Below are 16,990 nucleotides of genomic sequence, written 5' to 3'. Positions count from 1 at the left end.
TGTTGGCTATTTTTGCAGTGGTTCCCAAGGTACCAAGCTGTTTCACCGCCTCAAGGTTTGCGTCGTTGCTGGAGGTGACGATTAACTTAGCGCCAAGCGCGGTTGCGAGTTGCGCCGCCAAAATCGAGACGCCACCGGCACCTTGCACCAGCACCGTCTGGCTCGCTTGAATCTGACCGCAGTCAATCAATGAAAACCATGCCAAGCACAATTGCCTGGCATTCAATCTCCAAGGTGGCCAGCACCGAGGATGGACTTTCCAGCAGGACGGAAAGCCTATTGCGGTCAAAGTAGCCGGGAATTTGTACTGCAATGACGGCGAGTTGCTTTTCGACTGGGCAGTGCAGGGGTTGGGTATCTGCTGGCGTTCCTTGTGGGAGATTCAAAGTGAACTCGCCAGCGGCGAGCTCACTACGGTGCTGGACGAGTTCGCCTTGCCCAGTTACGACATTCAGGGCGTATACCCGCAGCAACACTACCTTCCGGCCAAGGTGCGGTTTTTCATTGCATTCTTGAAAGAGGTGTATGGTCGTCCGGGCTACTGGGTCAATCATCACGACACGGTAAGCGCCACAGTCGGCAAACCCTCGATCTGACCCACCAGTCGACCAGCGCTAGGCGGGTTGTAGACGCCTGTGTAAGTGCCAGTAGTGATGACTAGCCCGGCTGGTAGGGTGCTCCCTTGAGTGGTGTGGTGGTTGACAAGCCAAGGCAGCAGGCGCCGAGGGTCTCCGGCGGGGTTCCCGATGGTCGCAGGCGTAATATCCTGTCCATCAAATGTCAGTTTAAGAGCAGGTTTGAGGAAATCGAATTCGGGATTGAACGGCACAAATTCGCCTACGATCAAGGCACCGTGGTTAAGCATGTCGGACAGCTGTAATAGCGGCTCAATGTTTGGCCATTTCGCAAAGTGGCTGGTCACAATTTCCACGGTTGACGCCATGCTCTCGATCCCGTTCAAGACCTCATCAGGCGAGTAGGGTTGCGCTCTAGGTAAGAAGTCACGACCGAAGCGAAATGCAATCTCCAGCTCGAAGCCCATCTTGCCGAAATCAGCGCGATCAAAATGTGTCGATGAGGCGAACAGGCATTCGCTTGGGAGTGGTGAGCCCTGAATATGGCCGGTAGGCGATTTTGAACCGATCTTCCAGCCGGCAACTGTAGCGTCGAGCAGGCGTAGAATCTCTTGCTGCGTCTGGTAGGCGTCAGCAAAATCCTTAGGCATCAGCTCTGGAGCCAATTGCTCAAGCTCCCGTCCGTCTCGTTGAGCATCAACGATCAGGTGGGCAAGCTGAAGGGGGGCGGGGCGGGTAGTCACGTGTTGCTCCTGGTATGGATGATCTTGAGACGATAGAGGCTTTCTGGAACGGTTACGCCCGATGGGCTGGGCGTCCGGCATAAACTGCGCCGTCGGCGAGTAATGCTTGGATGCGCAGAAGACGGTTGTATTTGCCCACTCGATCAGAGCGGCATAGCGAGCCCGTTTTGATTTGTCCGGCTCTGGTTGCAACGGCGAGGTCAGCGATGAAGGTGTCCTCGGTCTCCCCAGAACGATGCGAGATCACTGCGGTATAGCCTGCTTTTTGGGCCATGCGGATGGCGTCGAAGGTCTCGGTCAGCGTCCCGATCTGGTTGTACTTGATCAAGATCGAGTTAGCGATTCCCTGCTCGATGCCTTCGCGCAAAATCCGAGTGTTGGTCACGAATAGATCGTCGCCGACCAACTGCACCCGTGCACCCAGGGTCTGGGTGAGTGTGCGCCAACCAGCCCAATCGCTTTCGTCCATACCATCTTCGATAGAGGTGATGGGATAGCGCTCGCACAAGCCTTTTAGGTAGTCGACGAAGCCGGTTGAATCATAGTGACGGCCCTCGCCCTCCAAGTGGTACGAGCCCTCGCCGAAGAATTCTGATGCTGCACAGTCCAAGGCTAGCGTTACGTCCTTGCCCATCGAATATCCTGCGCGAGTCACGGCCTGTTCAATGACTTTCAGCGCGTCTTCGTTGGAGGCAAGTGAGGGGGCGAAGCCACCTTCATCGCCGACGGAGGTGCTAAGCCCTTGCTCACGTAAAACAATCTTCAGGGTATGAAAGATTTCCGCACCCATGCGAAGGGCGTCGCTGAACGATTTCGCCGACACCGGCTGGATCATGAACTCCTGGATGTCGACATTGTTGTCGGCATGCTCCCCCCCGTTGAGGATGTTCATCATGGGCTGAGGCAGGGTGTATTCGCCCGGGTTTCCGAACAGAGTGGCAAGGTGTTCGAACAGTTCTAGACCTTTTTCGTTTGCAGCCGCACGGGCGGTGGCCAGGGACACTGCCAGCGTGGCATTCGCGCCTAAGACAGTCTTGGCAGCCGTGCCATCGAGGGCGATCAAAGCGTTGTCCACTGTCTGCTGGGCACTTGCATCAAGGCCTTGGATGCACCTGTTGATGGCGCCGTTCACATGGCTGATGGCGTTAAGCACGCCTTTACCCAGGTAGCGATCGCCGCCGTCGCGCAGTTCTAACGCTTCCCTTGAGCCTGTCGATGCGCCCGACGGGACGCTGGCTTGGCCAGTTATGCCACTCGCTAACGTCACTACAGCTTCGACGGTCGGATTGCCGCGCGAGTCGAGGATCTCCATGGCTTGCACACCCAGAATGGTAGAAGGCGCAGGGCTCATTGGCAGTCTCCTGTCACTGGGTTAAGGCTCTTGCTACTGGGCACCTGGAGTTCTTGCTGTTCGGCCCGGTGGGCGCGAATGTCAAAATCACGAGGCCATTGGTAGGGTTGATCAGCAGGGCGGGATGGCGCAGGAAGCGTGCTCGAACTCATGGCTGTTCACTCAATGTGTGACGGAAGGAAGCAAACCTTGCCGCAGGCTACTCCTGGCGTTTGGTGATTCCTTTAGGCGCATACACAAGACCTGGCGGTAGGTATTGTGAAAATGAACAGTGAGGTGCAGCTGTGTGTTTTGGTTTGCAATCCCTGAAGACCTGTCCGCATTATGGAATTGAGGAGGGTCGGTCTCCTCCTACGATCGCCAGAGATCAACATCATGTTTGAACTGAGCCACGAGCTTGCACAAAATATTGTCGACCGCGCGATGGCGATTCTGCCGTGCAACGTAAACGTCATGGACAGCCAAGGGCTGATCCTTGGAAGCGGTGAGCACGAGCGTATAGACACCAGGCACGAAGGCGCGCAACTCGTCCTGGCCAACCAGCGGATTGTCGAACTTGATGAGTCCTCGGCGGCATGCCTCAAAGGTGTTCAACCAGGGATCAATTTGCCGCTCATGCATGATGAACGGCTAATCGGGGTATTGGGGCTCACTGGCATTCCGGAAGAGCTACGTACGTATGCGCAGCTGCTTCGCATGACGGCGGAAATGCTGGTCAGCGAGCGCCATCGTGAAGTTGAACGGCAGTGGCGCCAACAGCGAAGTGAGGATCTTTTGGCACTGCTGCTAGGCGAGTCTAGCGCTTCGGCACGGTTGGTCGACGAGGCTGCGCACATAGGGCTTAAACCTCACTTGGTGAGAACCCCTGTATTGATTGAGTTGGTTTCTGAAACGGCTACAGCGCCGATCGGAGACTGGCTATCGAGGCGTACCGCGGACAGTTGGTTATTACCGCTGTCAGCCCAATCGTTGCTGTGGTGCTGTCCTTCGGCGCAGCTGGGATCTACGCAGTCATTGCTCTGCAAATTGGACGCGCATGGGTGGCGAGCCGAGCGCATCATTGTGGGTATACCTGCCCAAGGTGCACATCGAGCTCGCATGGTCATGGAGCGCGTTAAAGCGCTAGCCGCGTATGGTCGGGCGATCATTCCCGGCGAGAGGCTGTTGAGCCTTGAGCGCTACCGAGTACCCGCGTTGCTATGGGCCCATCGTGAGGAAGACGCCGTCCAGGAGCTACAGGTTGTGCTCGATAAGGTTCGGGCCAGGGATAGTAATGGGCTGCTGATGCAGACGTTGCGAAGCTGGTGCGATCATAGTGGGCAGATTCAGGATTGTGCAGATGCACTTGGGGTGCACCGCAACAGCTTGCGTTACCGCATGGACAAAATTGCTGAAATCAGCAATTTGGATTTGAACAGGCTCGACGATATCACCTCCCTGTACCTGGCTATCCAGCTGTCACCTCGCTCGTAGCGCTTTAGGCGTATGAACAAAAGCTGACACTCCAGCTTGTGCTGTAGGCTGGAGCGTGCCCTGTCAGCAGGTGTCACCATGAGCTTCCCTAATCGCCGGAGAGCGCTCATGAAAATTGTAATTGCCCCCGATTCCTTCAAGGACAGCCTAAGTGCTCAAGAGGTCGCCAGCGCGATTGCACGGGGTATTGCCGAAATTCTGCCACACGCTGAACTGGTACTGTGCCCAATGGCCGATGGTGGCGAAGGTACCGTAGATGCGATTTTGGCTGTCATGGAAGGCGAAAGCAGACGCGCTGTCGTTCGTGGGCCGTTAGGTACACAGGTCACGGCGCGCTGGGGATGGATAGCCCAATCCCGCACTGCGATTATTGAGATGGCGGAAGCTAGTGGTTTGCAACGGGTACCACTGCAGCAGCGCGATGCATGCAAAAGCTCGTCATTTGGAACCGGACAGCTGATTCGAGAAGCTATGCACGCGGGTGCCCAAAAAGTGATTCTGACAATTGGCGGGAGTGCCACGAATGACGGCGGGGCAGGCATGCTCCAGGCTTTAGGGGCTCGGTTGCTAGATGAGTCGGGAAATGAAATTCCAGATGGAGGACTAGGGCTTTCCGCGTTGACTCGAATAGATCTCCAGCGTCTGGATCATCGGTTGCAATCCGTATCATTCGAGGTGGCCGCAGATGTTGATAATCCTCTGTGCGGCCCTCATGGAGCATCCTTTACGTTTGGTCGCCAGAAGGGGGCAACTCCGCTACAGCTCGAAGCCTTGGATCATGCCTTATCGCATTTCGCTGATTGCTGCGCTGAGGAGCTAGGTATGGACTTGCGCGATTTTCCTGGGGCGGGGGCCGCTGGAGGAATGGGATTCGCTGCTAGGGCTTTCTTGTGCGCAGAGTTTCGACCTGGCGTTGAGGTCGTTGCAGAGCTTGTTGGACTAGCTGAAAAGATGACCGGAGCAGATCTTGTGATCACGGGGGAGGGGCGCTGCGATGCGCAGACTTTACGGGGCAAAACTCCCGTTGGCGTTGCTCGGATAGCCCGTCAGCAACTGGCTCCCGTCATCATTTTAGCCGGAACGCTCGGGGATGGTTACCAAGCGCTGTACGAACATGGCGTGGATGCAGCCTTCGCGTTGGTATCTGGCCCGATGACGTTGGCACAAGCCTGCCGGCATGCCCCTCGGTTGCTTCAGGAGCGGGCGGGTGACATTGCTCGTCTGTGGAGCATTGGCCGCGATGAGCGTTGAGCTCCATTAGACCAAGGATGATCGGGTTGGGCGGATTGAGATGCGCTGCTTAAATAATTATTCATGAAAAAAAGTTAATTATGTAGTGATTTTGAGTTAACCATCAGCACTTGGGTATTCCCTATAGTCACTCCACAAACCTGCGGCTCTCCTTCGTAGGTGTACAAAAACAAGTGAGTGGAGTTGACGATGAATACTTACAAAATTGCTGCAGTTCCTGGTGATGGTATTGGCGTGGAGGTGATCGACGCCGGCGTCGAGGTGTTGAAAGCCTTGGCCCAGCGCTCCGGTACCTTCGCCCTGGACTTCAAGCACTTTGACTGGAACTCCGACAACTTTCTCAAGAACGGCTACTACATCCCGGAAGGTGGATTGGAGGAGCTGAAGACTTTCGATTCGATCTTCTTCGGCGCGGTCGGCGCGCTCAACGTGCCGGATCACGTGTCCCTGTGGGGCTTGCGCCTGCCGATCTGCCAAGGCTTCGACCAGTACGCCAACGTGCGCCCAGCGCGCGTATTGCCTGGGGTGAAAAGCCCGCTGCACAACGGCCACGAGATCGACTGGGTGGTGATCCGCGAGAACTCCGAAGGCGAGTACTCAGGTAACGGTGGTCGCGTACACCGCGGTCTGCCGGAAGAGGTGGCTACCGAGGTTTCCGTGTTCACCCGTGCAGGCGTTGAACGTATCCACCGCTTCGCTTTCGAGCTGGCTCGCACCCGGCCGCGCAAGCACCTGACCATGGTGACCAAATCCAACGCCCAGCGCCACGGCATGGTGCTGTGGGACGAGATCTTCTACGAAGTGGCGAAGGACTTCCCGGACGTCAAGGTCGACAAGGAACTGGTGGACGCCGTTACCACGCGCATGGTGCTCAAGCCATCGACCCTGGACGTGATCGTGGCCACCAACCTGCACGCCGACATCCTCTCCGACCTGGCTGCAGCGCTGTCGGGTAGTCTGGGTATTGCGCCTACGGCCAACCTCAATCCAAGCAAGAAATTCCCATCGATGTTCGAGCCGATCCACGGTTCGGCCTTCGACATTACCGGCAAGGGCGTGGCCAACCCGATCGCAACCTTCTGGACTGCCGCCATGATGCTTGAGCATCTGGGTGAACCAGCCGCTGCCAAACAGCTGATGTCGGCTATCGAGGCCGTCACCGAAGCGGGCGTGCATACCCCTGACCTGGGTGGCACTGCGACTACACGACAAGTGACCGATGCGGTCATTGAGTTGATAAAGCGCTGATCCGTCAGCCATCGCGACCTACTACTCTACAGAGCCGTGGAGGCAGCCATAGCAGGCTGCACTCCTGGGTTCTCCTGACAACAATAAAAATCAGGGACTGTCATGAAACGCATCCTTAGCAAACTCTACGTCCAAGTACTCATAGCCGTGGTGCTGGGCGCCATCGTCGGCGTGCTGTTGCCTGAAACAGCGACCTCGCTCAAGCCTATTGGTGACGGCTTCATCAAACTCATCAAAATGTTGCTCGCACCGGTAATCTTCCTCACCGTCGTCAGCGGCATCGCGCGCATGGAAAACATGAAAGAGCTGGGTCGCGTTGGCGTGCGCGCCTTGCTCTACTTCGAAGTTGTCTCGACGCTGGCATTGGCGATCGGGTTGATCGTGGTAGATGTATTCAAGCCTGGTGCCGGTATGAACATCGATGCCAAGGCATTGGACACTTCCAGCATCGCCACCTACACCACGCAAGCGCCGCACAACTCGTTCATGGACTTCATCCTGAGCATCATTCCTGACACCATCGTCGGGGCGTTCGCCCAGGGCAATGTTCTGCAGATCCTGCTGTTCTCCATCCTGCTAGGGGTGGCGCTGGCTAACGCAGGCCCACGTGCCAGGATCTTCATCGACGTGATCGACAGCCTCATGAAGGGCATGTTCAACATCGTCAACATGGTGATGCGTCTGGCGCCCATCGGCGCGTTCGGGGCGATTGCCTTTACCATCGGTAAGTACGGCTTCGGCTCGATGTTCTCGCTGGGCAAGTTGATGGCCTGCGTGTACCTGACCTGTGTGGTGTTCGTGATCTTCATCCTGGGGCCGATCTGCCGGTACAGCGGGTTCAGCCTGTGGAAGTTCTTGCGCTTTATCAAAGAAGAACTTTTCACCGTGCTAGGCACCAGCTCCTCGGAGTCGGTGCTGCCGCAGATGATCACCAAGATGGAGCGGGCAGGGTGCTCGAAGCCTGTGGCCGGCATGATGATTCCCGCCGGTTTGAGCTTCAACCCCGACGGCCAGGCCATCTACTACACCATTGCTGCCATCTTCATCGCCCAGGCCACAAATACGCCGCTCACTCTCACCGACCAGTTGATCGTGCTGGCAGTACTGATGTTTACCTCCAAGGGGTCGGCGGGTGTCAGCGGCTCGGGGTTCATCATTCTGGCGGCGACCCTGGCTTCGCTGGGCAAGATTCCGGTGTCGGGTATGGTGCTGCTTCTAGGTGTAGACCGCTTTATGTCGGAGGCCCGCGCCATCACCAATACCATCGGCAATGGTGTGGGCACCTTGGCGATTGCCAAATGGGTAGGGGCACTGGATATGGCAAAACTCAACCGCGCACTGGAGGGCAAAGATGAGGAAGTCGAGGAACCTGTAGCGGTCAAACCTGCCGGTTTTGCCCTGCAGCCTGATGCCTCCTCTTCATTGGCTGCAACGAAGGTCGTCACTCGTAGCTAGTTTCATGGTGGTTCATTTGGCCACGAGCTCCGTCAGGACTCGTGGCTTTTTTTCTTGTACCACGCACTTGTACTCGACGCCCAGCGGGCCTCGACCGCACTGGGCCTGCCGCCGTGGCAGCGTCGCCTGCCAAGAGGGGGCGACGGGGTTTTATGGTGCAGTCTGGCGGTGACTACGAAGTGGTATCCCTGTCGGCGATGTTATCGATGTGGCGGAAACGTTCGATCAAAAAGTCGATCAGGCTACGAACCCGCGCCGACATGTGCAGCTGTTGAGGGTAAACCGCGTACACATCTGCCCGGGTAGGTGTATGGTCTTCCATCACCAGGCGTAGCCTGCCGCTGCGCACATATTTGGCAATGTCCCATTCGGCGCGCAGCAGTAGGCCGTAGCCCTCCAGCGCCCAATTGAGAGCAACCTCGCCATCGTTGCAGCCTAGGGCACCATGCACCTTGATGTTTTCCGTGCGTGAACCATTGCTGAAAGCCCATACGCCATAAGGCGACTCATTTTGGCGAATGAAAATGCAATTGTGGTTCTGCAGATCGGTGAGTTTTTCCGGTACGCCGTATTTTTCCAGGTACAGCGGCGATGCACACAGCAGTCGACGGTTGGAAGCAATCTTCCGCGCGTGGAGCGTGGCATCTGGCAAGGTGCCGAAGCGGATACCTAGGTCGAAGCCGTGGGTAGTGAGATCCAGGGGGTGGTCACTGATTTCCAACTGGATCTCGACTTCGGGATAGCGGGCGTAGAACGCCGCTAGCGCTGGGCCAATGTGCCGACGGCCAAAACCCAATGAGGCGTTCACCCGAAGTAGTCCCTTGGGGGTGCCTCGGGTGCTGCTGACAAGCTGCTCAACCTCATCGATTTGAGTGAGGATTCGGGCAACCTGTGCGTAGTACAACTCGCCCTCCGCAGTGAGGCTCATCGAGCGAGTAGTACGGTTAACTAGCCTTACGCCCAGCCTCGCCTCCAGTGCGGCAAGTCGCTTGCTCACGGCTGGCGGCGTCACGCCCAGCTCCCTTGCTGTGGCCACAAGGCTACCTTGTTTGGCCAGCAAGTGAAAAAAACCCAAGTCTTGGGCGCTGTTCATTCGTTACTCCAGGTTAATTGTCTCGTTATTTCAGGTTAACCATCGCTTTAGGCTCACTACATATACTCCACCCAGCCCTCGATTGAACACCCCCTTGTGTTCACAGAGGCTTCAAAAAACGAGTGGAGTCACGATGAAGACTTACAAGATTGCTGCAGTTCCTGGTGATGGTATTGGCGTGGAAGTGATCGATGCCGGCGTCGAGGTGTTGAAAGCCTTGGCCCAGCGTTCCGGTACCTTCGCCCTGGACTTCAAGCACTTTGACTGGAACTCCGACAACTTCCTTAAGAATGGCTACTACATCCCCGAGGGTGGGCTGGAGGAGCTGAAGACGTTCGATTCGATTTTCTTCGGTGCGGTCGGCGCGCTCAATGTGCCGGATCACGTGTCCCTGTGGGGCCTGCGCTTGCCAATCTGCCAGGGCTTTGACCAGTACGCCAACGTGCGCCCAGCGCGCGTATTACCTGGGGTGAAAAGCCCGCTGCACAACGGCCACGAGATCGATTGGGTAGTGATCCGCGAGAACTCCGAAGGGGAGTACTCAGGTAACGGTGGTCGTGTGCACCGCGGTCTGCCGGAAGAGGTGGCTACCGAGGTTTCCGTGTTCACCCGTGCAGGCGTTGAACGTATCCACCGTTTCGCTTTCGAGCTGGCGCGCACCCGGCCGCGCAAGCATCTGACCATGGTGACCAAGTCCAACGCCCAGCGTCACGGCATGGTGCTGTGGGATGAGATTTTCTACGAGGTGGCGAAGGACTTCCCGGACGTCAAGATCGACAAGGAACTGGTGGACGCAGTCACCACGCGCATGGTGCTCAAGCCGTCGACCCTGGACGTGATCGTGGCCACCAACCTGCACGCCGACATCCTCTCCGACCTGGCTGCAGCGCTGTCGGGTAGCCTGGGTATTGCGCCTACGGCCAACCTCAACCCAAGCAAGAAATTCCCATCGATGTTCGAGCCGATCCACGGCTCGGCCTTCGACATTACCGGCAAAGGTGTGGCCAACCCGATCGCCACCTTCTGGACTGCCGCCATGATGCTTGAGCATCTGGGTGAACCAGCCGCTGCCAAACAGCTGATGTCGGCTATCGAGGCCGTCACCGAAGCGGGCGTGCATACCCCTGACTTGGGTGGCACTGCGACAACGCGACAGGTGACTGACGCCGTCATCGAGCTAATCAAGCGCCACGCCTAACCCCCCCTCTCAACCGTGAAAAAGCTTCCAGGCCACGCGCAATCGCGACGTGGGCCTGGGTATTTCCTGACAACTATAAAAATCAGGACTAAAAATGAAACGTCTACTAAGCAAGCTTTATGTACAGGTGCTAGTCGCCGTTGTACTAGGTGTCGTCGTTGGTGCGGTCTTGCCGGCGACCGGAGAAGCTTTGGCGCCTCTGGGCGATGGCTTCATCAAGTTGATCAAGATGCTGTTGGCTCCGGTGATTTTCCTGACCGTGGTCAGCGGCATCGCCAGTATGGAGAACATGAAGGAACTAGGGCGTGTGGGTGCCCGTGCTCTGGTGTACTACGAGGTGTTGTCGACGTTGGCCTTGGCCATCGGGTTGGTGGTGGTGAACGCGCTGAAGCCAGGCGTGGGCATGAACATCGACCCCAAGACCTTGGATACTTCCAGTATTGCGGTGTACACGTCGGCGAGCCAGCACAGCTCTGTGACAGGCTTTTTGCTAGGTATCATCCCGGATACGGTGGTTGATGCATTCGCCAAAGGTAACGTTCTTCAGATCCTGATGTTCTCGATCCTGCTGGGTATCGCCTTGGCCAACGCCGGCCCGCGCGCCAAGCCCTTCATCGATGTGATGGATAGCTTGATGCGAGGCATGTTTAACATCGTCAACATGGTCATGCGCCTGGCGCCCATCGGTGCGTTCGGAGCAATGGCCTTCACGGTCGGCAAGTACGGTCTGGGTTCTATGTTCTCCCTGGGCAAACTGATGGGCTGTGTTTATCTGACGTGCATCCTGTTCGTAATCTTAGTGCTGGGGCCCATCTGCCGATACTCGGGCTTCAGCTTGTGGAAACTACTGCGTTACCTGAAGGATGAGCTTTTGACCGTACTGGGCACTAGCTCCTCCGAATCGGTGGTACCTCAGTTGATCACCAAAATGGAGCGTGCGGGATGTTCCAAGCCAGTGGCTGGGATGATGGTGCCAGCAGGATTGAGCTTCAACCCTGACGGGCAGGCGATCTACTACACCATCGCTGCTATCTTTATCGCTCAGGCGACCAACACGCCTCTGACGCTTACGGATCAGCTGATCGTCCTGGGCGTGCTGATGTTCACCTCAAAAGGGTCAGCAGGGGTCAGTGGGTCGGGATTCATTATCCTGGCTGCCACGTTGGCGTCGCTGGGCACCATTCCCGTGTCGGGTATGGTCTTGTTGCTAGGGGTGGATCGCTTCATGTCCGGTGCTAGGGCGTTGACCAACACGATCGGCAATGGCGTCGGCACTCTGGTGATTGCCAAGTGGGTAGGGGCGTTGGATACCGCGAAGTTGCACAAGGTGCTGGAGGGGGACGAAGCCCCACCCAGTGCAGTGTCCCTGCCAGTCGAAACCCGTCAAGGGCAGGCTTGTCCTGGTGATGAAGAAAAGGTCGCCAAGAGAGGTTGACGTTGTAATGCCAAGGCCGTCGCCCTTTGCGGGCGACGGCCTTTTTTTATTTCGGTAGCTTCAAATAGTCTCGGCCCCAAGCCATATATGTATCAGTCCCTGCGTAGTGGGCTGCCAGAGCTGATGCATCGTAGTATTCTTCAACGCTTAAGCCACGCTGTTGGCGGAGGCGTTCGTAGGTAGCTTTGATTGCCGCAAAATAGGGCGCGTGACCGTCAACCACAATGCGCACTCCCAACTCCGCCATCAGGTTATCGTCGCTTAGCGCTGGGTTGCCGTAGGTTACCAACATCAAAGGAATGCTTGCCGTTTCAGCAATGGCATGCAGATGTTCGGCATCGTTGACTCCTACCAGGCAAATAGCGTCCGCGCCAGCGTCCTCATAAGAGCGTATCCGATCAACCACATCGGCCAGCGGCTGCGCGCCGGCATGCGTGCGGGCGATAATCGCCAGCGATGGATCCTGACGCGCACGCAATGCAGCGCGCAGTTTACCGACTGCTTCTTGGAGGCTGATCAGGTCGCTGGGCTTGCATCCGAACTGCGCCGGAAGCACCGTGTCCTCAAGCGTCAGGCCGGCAACGCCTGCGCGCTCCAGCTCCGCGACGGCGCGCATGGCGTTGAGTGCATTTCCGTAGCCATGGTCGGCATCGACAATAATTGGCAGGCGCGCCACTCGCCCGATGCGGGTGGCCTGTTCGGCGAACTCACTCAGCGTAATAAGTGCAACATCGGGAGCTCCCAGTACCTGCAGGGAGGCGACAGAGCCGCCGAGTATACCTACCTCAAAGCCCAGATCTGCAGCCATGCGAGCAGACAGCGGATCGAAAACAGAAGCAGTGTGGTAGCAAAAGGGCCCGGCAAGCAGGGTTTGGAAAGCGTTTCGCAGTTCGTGGTGACTGGCGTTATGCATGATGGTGTCTGAGTCTGTGGTGGAAAACTGGCAGTCCAGGCGAGACGGGTGCAGGCGATACGAAACACGGCGCACTGTTCAAGTACACCTGGGGCTGCGTGGGGAAGGGTGCTGCCCGAAGGACGGGCAGCGATGCCATACCAGCGCTGCGTGGGCGCTGGCATTGCTGGGTGTCTCGGAAGGGCGGAGTGTGTGAATCACCTGGCCGCCCCGCCGGATCATTTGATAAAGCGTACCTGGGCGTTGATCTTTTCAATGATCGCGCCTTTGCGGTCATTGAAACGCACCTTGTTCTGTTCGAACAGGTTGTTGCCCTTGGTATCGATGGAGATGATCAGCGGGCCGAACTCGCGTACCCGGTTCACCCACAAAGTTTCCGGCATGCCCAAGTCTTGCCATTCTGCGCGCTCGATTTCTTCCACCTTGGTTGCAGCCAACACGGCGCAGCCACCTGGGAATACTGCGTGAACAGCCTTGTTCTCAAGGCAGCCGGCAGTAGTCTCCGGCCCCATGCCACCCTTGCCGATGATCATCTTGACGCCGGTTTCTTCGATGAACTGTTTCTCGAATTTCTCCATGCGCATGCTGGTAGTCGGGCCAATGGAGACCATCTCGAAACTGCCATCGTCCTTTTTCCGTACGATGGGGCCTGCGTGGAAAATTGCACCACCACGCAAGTCTACTGGCAGCTCACGCTTGAGTTCGATCAACCGGCGGTGAGCCACGTCGCGGCAGGTCACCAGTTGGCCGGTCAGGTAGACCACATCGCCCACGTTGAGGTCGGCCAGATCCTCGTCCTTGATAGGGGTATTAAGGACTTTAATCACAGTACTACTCCTTCGTGGGAGAGGATGTCGTAGGAAAGGTCAGCGTTGATACGGATCTTGCCGCGGCGGTGTGCCCAGCAACCAGTGGATACGGCCACACCGATAGTGGAGGGGTGGCGAGCCGAAGACTCGATGTTCACGCCCATTACGCTGCTATTGCCGGTCAGGCCCTGAGGGCCGATGCCGACTTCATTCAAGCCTTCTTCCAGCAGTTGTTCCATCAGTGCTGCGCTGGCATTGGGGTGGCTGGAGTCGACCGGGCGCAGGATGGCGCGCTTGGACAGGCGCGCAGCAGTTTCCACCGAAGTTGACACGCCTACACCCACCAACAGGGGCGGACAGGCGTTGACACCGCGGGAGGTGATCACGTCGAAGACGAACTCAGTCACGCCTTCATAGCCTTGACCAGGCATCAGCACTTTGGCCGAGCCGGGCAGGGTGCAGCCGCCACCGGCCATGTACACGTCGATCAGCGCATAGTCGGCATCGGGAATGATTTCCCAGTCCAGCCATGGGATTTTCGAACCAGTGTTGGTACCGGTGTTTTTCTCAATGAAGGTTTCTACTGCGTTGTGACGCAGCGGGCCCTTGATGGTGGCTTCCTTGGTGGCGTTCTCCAGGATGCTCTCCAGTTCACCCAGCAGCGGGAAGCGTGCACCGGCGCTGATGAAGTACTGGATGACCCCAGTGTCCTGGCAGCTGGGACGATCCAGCTTGTCAGCGTAATCCTGGTTTTCCGCCATGGAGTCGTAGACGGCGATGGCCAGCGGGTTGGTTTCCGCGGCGCGCAGTTGCGCGGTTTTCTTCTTAACATCAGTAGGCAGGCGCTTACCAATGTAGGCCGTGAATTTGGCCATTACATCAGTTAGCGAATCAACGGCTGATTCTTTATCCATCTTATTCTCCTCAGTGCATCTCAAGGCTTGGTTTATCTGTCGCTGGGTTTGCTGGTGAAACCCTCGGACGTGCATTGCAAATACAGGTATGTATGCCCTGCAGTTCGTGTGGTTATTGCACTGAGTTAAAATTACCAGCTTTCTAAAAATGATTTAATAGGGTTGCGGTTATTACAATAGTTCCTGTGGGTTAATAATGAGGGGGCACTATGAGTAGGGCTAAGGGCAAACGTCGGCCATGGTTGGGCCGACGTTTTGTGAGTGCGGCGGGGGCAGAGGATGGTCGCAGCCTTGGACTACGCAGGGGAGAGGAGAAAACGTCAGGTCAACTTTAATGACACGCCCGGTAAGCCGTGAATTCGGCCTTCCACCGAGCCTGATGTCTGGGCGAAATGCATGCCGGTATAAGAGCCCGTGGTGATCACAAATCCTTCCCTGAGCTTTTTGCCTTGCTCGGTGTGGTGATTGACTAGCCAGGTCAGCAACCGGCGCGGATCGCCCGCCGGATTGGCGATGACCGAGGGGACGATGCTTTGATCGTTGAGCGTGAAGGACAGCGATGGGTGCAAGAAGTCGAAATCGGCTTGGTAAGGCACGAATTGACCGACCACTAATGCACCGTGGTTTAGCAGGTCTGCGAGTTGTGTCAGAGGATCTACCGCTGGGAAGGCGGCGAAGCGGCTGGACACAATCTCAATGGTTGCTGCCATCTCGTGAATGCCACCCAACACCTCCTCTTCGCTATACGGCGCTTCGCGAGGGGCGAAGGCGCACCCGAAGCGAAAGGCGATTTCCAACTCCAGTCCTCCAGGGCGTGCTCGCTCCGGGCAAATGTGCTTGCAGACGCAAACAGGCAGCTTTTCGGCAAGGGCGAACCCTGCACCGGGCCGGTCGCAGATTTGGAACCAATCTTCCACCCACCCGTTTCAAAAGCGTTGAGGCGGAAAATTTCTTCTTGGGTTTGGTAGGCCGATAGTTTGTCTCTCGGCTGCAGCGCTGCATCAAGCTCTGTCAGAGGGCTGTGTTCACGCTGGGCTTGCACCAACAGTTGTGCCAGGCGATGAGGAGGGGAAGCCAGTGTCATGGTTTACTCCATAGCTGCTCAAGAGGGATCATTTAGTGATTGCTGCGGGGCTCGCGGGGGTTGCTAGAGGTTTGGGCGGGCTGGTGTATTGGAACTTGTTCTGCGGTTTCATGCGGAATGACAGGATTACGCCGATCGCCAGGAGAACAATGCTCACCATGAAGGGCAGTTCCCAATTGCCGAACTTGTCGATCAGCAGGCCGGATGCCACCGGGCTGATGATGGCGGCCATGGCAGAGCCGGTGTTCATCATGCCGCTGGCAGTGCCGCAATGATCAGGAGCGATATCCATCGGGATGGCCCACATGGGCCCGATGGTCATTTCGGAGAAGAAGAACGCAACGGCGAGGCACGCTAGAGACACATACATGTCGTGGGTGAACATAAGAGGAAGCAGTGCGATCAGTGTCAGTGACAGGCAAAATGCAACCATCAGGCTGCGTGCCTTATTGAGGTTGCCCGTGCGCTTGTAGATACGGTCACTGACAATGCCGCCCAGGGTGTCGCCCACCACGCCACCAAAAAATACGGTGGAGGAAAATATCGCGGTGTTTTTCAGATCCATGCCCATGTTCATGAAGTACATAGGCACCCAGCTCAACAGCAGCCATAGCGTCCATCCGTAGCAGAAGTACACGATCGTCACCGGCGCCATGCGCTTGAACAGTCGTCTCCAAGGCAGGACAAGGCTGCTTTTAGGTTTGCTTGGCGGCAGTTTGGACAGCTCCGCTTCGGTGATCTGAGGGGGGTCTTTCGGTTGCTCGGTGAACACCAGCATCCACAGCATTACCCAGACAAAGCTGATGCCTGCGCACACATAGAACGACTCACGCCAGCCGCAGGCAGCCATGACGGCGATCGTGGCTGCGGGAGCCAGCGCATTCCCTAGACGGGCGAAGGCGTGTGTGATGCCTTGGGCAAAGCCGCGTCGCTCCTTGGCTACCTGTCAGTACCGATGCAAAACTGACCCACCGGGGTCAGTTTTCAACCGGTGTTGACAGCTACCCAACGAGACATCGCCGCAGTTGCTGCTGGAAAGGTCGCACCTTCGCCAAGACCCAGGAGCACCCTGGCCACCAGAAGTGAAACGAAGCCACCTGCCAGACCGGTCAGCACCGTGGCGGCAGCCCAGATCAAGCCGCACACCACCAAAGTGCGCTTGGCGCCAAAGTGGTCACTCACCCAACCTCTGATTATCTGGAACACCAGGTAACAAATTATTTAACACGCCCGACGAGATGTAATTGTCGATGTGCAAGCGTGTTGGCAGCAGCCCATCAGATTCAGCGCTTACAAAAGTCTCAAGCACGGATCTCGTGGGTTTCTCGAGACTTCTGTGTTCGTTGGGTGGTGCCGGGGTATCTGAGACAGGGGCGACCAACGCTCCAGCCATTAGCTGCTATTCACCTATTGGATATCCTAGGGAGCCACTGCAAAAATAGCCAACA

Annotated in this window: 15 protein-coding genes and 2 pseudogenes; 7 read left to right on the top strand and 10 right to left on the bottom strand. The window is 57.0% G+C overall.

Features of this window, described 5'->3' with window-relative positions; translation table 11 throughout:
* Window positions 1-202: pseudogene (locus HX783_RS29840) on the bottom strand (hypothetical protein); the annotation flags it as partial.
* On the opposite strand from HX783_RS29840, the pseudogene HX783_RS29735 reads away from it, so the two are divergent.
* Window positions 192-596 (top strand): annotated as a pseudogene (locus HX783_RS29735) (LysR substrate-binding domain-containing protein); the annotation flags it as partial. The pseudogenes HX783_RS29840 and HX783_RS29735 sit on opposite strands and share 11 nt — an antisense overlap.
* Here HX783_RS29735 and HX783_RS29730 read toward each other — a convergent pair.
* Both HX783_RS29730 and eno read right to left on the bottom strand, forming a co-directional pair.
* On the bottom strand, window positions 554-1,318 hold the full coding sequence (locus HX783_RS29730) for a fumarylacetoacetate hydrolase family protein (RefSeq protein WP_177019242.1): 765 nt from the start codon (window positions 1,316-1,318) through the stop codon (window positions 554-556). The pseudogene HX783_RS29735 and the gene HX783_RS29730 overlap by 43 nt on opposite strands.
* 52 nt (window positions 1,319-1,370) lie before the next feature.
* Entirely contained in the window at window positions 1,371-2,669 is a 1,299-nt protein-coding gene (eno, locus tag HX783_RS29725; protein ID WP_177019241.1) for a phosphopyruvate hydratase, read from the bottom strand.
* A gap of 375 nt (window positions 2,670-3,044) precedes the next feature.
* Here eno and HX783_RS29720 point away from each other — a divergent pair, with 375 nt between their 5' ends.
* From HX783_RS29720 to HX783_RS29705, 4 genes are all read left to right on the top strand, one after another.
* Complete coding sequence (locus tag HX783_RS29720) at window positions 3,045-4,142, top strand: sugar diacid recognition domain-containing protein (protein WP_177019240.1); 1,098 nt, start codon at window positions 3,045-3,047, stop codon at window positions 4,140-4,142.
* A gap of 108 nt (window positions 4,143-4,250) precedes the next feature.
* A complete protein-coding gene (locus HX783_RS29715) occupies window positions 4,251-5,393 on the top strand; it encodes a glycerate kinase (protein ID WP_177019239.1) in 1,143 nt (380 codons plus the stop codon).
* A 189-nt stretch (window positions 5,394-5,582) separates the two neighbouring features.
* Complete coding sequence (locus tag HX783_RS29710; RefSeq protein WP_177019238.1) at window positions 5,583-6,641, top strand: tartrate dehydrogenase; 1,059 nt, start codon at window positions 5,583-5,585, stop codon at window positions 6,639-6,641.
* 102 nt (window positions 6,642-6,743) lie between these two features.
* Entirely contained in the window at window positions 6,744-8,096 is a 1,353-nt protein-coding gene (locus tag HX783_RS29705) for a dicarboxylate/amino acid:cation symporter (RefSeq protein WP_177019237.1), read from the top strand.
* Between the two features lie 172 nt (window positions 8,097-8,268).
* On the opposite strand, the gene HX783_RS29700 is transcribed toward HX783_RS29705, so the two are convergent.
* A complete protein-coding gene (locus tag HX783_RS29700) occupies window positions 8,269-9,189 on the bottom strand; it encodes a LysR family transcriptional regulator (RefSeq protein ID WP_177019236.1) in 921 nt (306 codons plus the stop codon).
* Between the two features lie 133 nt (window positions 9,190-9,322).
* On the opposite strand from HX783_RS29700, the gene HX783_RS29695 reads away from it, so the two are divergent.
* On the top strand, window positions 9,323-10,387 hold the full coding sequence (locus HX783_RS29695; RefSeq protein ID WP_177019235.1) for a tartrate dehydrogenase: 1,065 nt from the start codon (window positions 9,323-9,325) through the stop codon (window positions 10,385-10,387).
* A 94-nt stretch (window positions 10,388-10,481) separates the two neighbouring features.
* Window positions 10,482-11,822, top strand: coding sequence for a dicarboxylate/amino acid:cation symporter (locus HX783_RS29690; RefSeq protein ID WP_177019234.1), 1,341 nt, complete (start codon window positions 10,482-10,484; stop codon window positions 11,820-11,822).
* 46 nt (window positions 11,823-11,868) lie between these two features.
* Here HX783_RS29690 and HX783_RS29685 read toward each other — a convergent pair whose 3' ends face one another.
* The 6 genes from HX783_RS29685 to HX783_RS30395 all read right to left on the bottom strand — a co-directional run bounded on the left by HX783_RS29685 (window position 11,869) and on the right by HX783_RS30395 (window position 16,724).
* Window positions 11,869-12,735 carry an oxaloacetate decarboxylase gene (locus HX783_RS29685; protein ID WP_177019233.1) on the bottom strand — a complete coding sequence of 289 codons (867 nt, stop codon included), beginning with the start codon at window positions 12,733-12,735 and terminating at the stop codon, window positions 11,869-11,871.
* A 218-nt stretch (window positions 12,736-12,953) separates the two neighbouring features.
* Window positions 12,954-13,562, bottom strand: a complete 609-nt coding sequence (gene ttdB / locus HX783_RS29680; RefSeq protein ID WP_177019232.1) for a L(+)-tartrate dehydratase subunit beta — start codon at window positions 13,560-13,562, stop codon at window positions 12,954-12,956.
* Complete coding sequence (gene ttdA / locus HX783_RS29675; protein ID WP_177019231.1) at window positions 13,559-14,458, bottom strand: L(+)-tartrate dehydratase subunit alpha; 900 nt, start codon at window positions 14,456-14,458, stop codon at window positions 13,559-13,561. The genes ttdB and ttdA overlap by 4 nt, the downstream gene beginning before the upstream one ends.
* A gap of 320 nt (window positions 14,459-14,778) precedes the next feature.
* Window positions 14,779-15,255, bottom strand: a complete 477-nt coding sequence (locus HX783_RS29835; RefSeq protein WP_218172952.1) for a hypothetical protein — start codon at window positions 15,253-15,255, stop codon at window positions 14,779-14,781.
* Window positions 15,256-15,570: 315 nt separating this feature from the next.
* A complete protein-coding gene (locus HX783_RS29665) occupies window positions 15,571-16,452 on the bottom strand; it encodes an MFS transporter (RefSeq protein ID WP_371317724.1) in 882 nt (293 codons plus the stop codon).
* A 74-nt stretch (window positions 16,453-16,526) separates the two neighbouring features.
* On the bottom strand, window positions 16,527-16,724 hold the full coding sequence (locus tag HX783_RS30395) for an MFS transporter (RefSeq protein WP_371317723.1): 198 nt from the start codon (window positions 16,722-16,724) through the stop codon (window positions 16,527-16,529).
* Window positions 16,725-16,990 lie beyond the last annotated feature (266 nt).

Origin of the sequence: Pseudomonas sp. D2002, assembly GCF_013385735.1 — a bacterium.
Classification (GTDB): domain Bacteria; phylum Pseudomonadota; class Gammaproteobacteria; order Pseudomonadales; family Pseudomonadaceae; genus Aquipseudomonas.
This window is presented reverse-complemented; position numbering and strand designations above follow the sequence as displayed.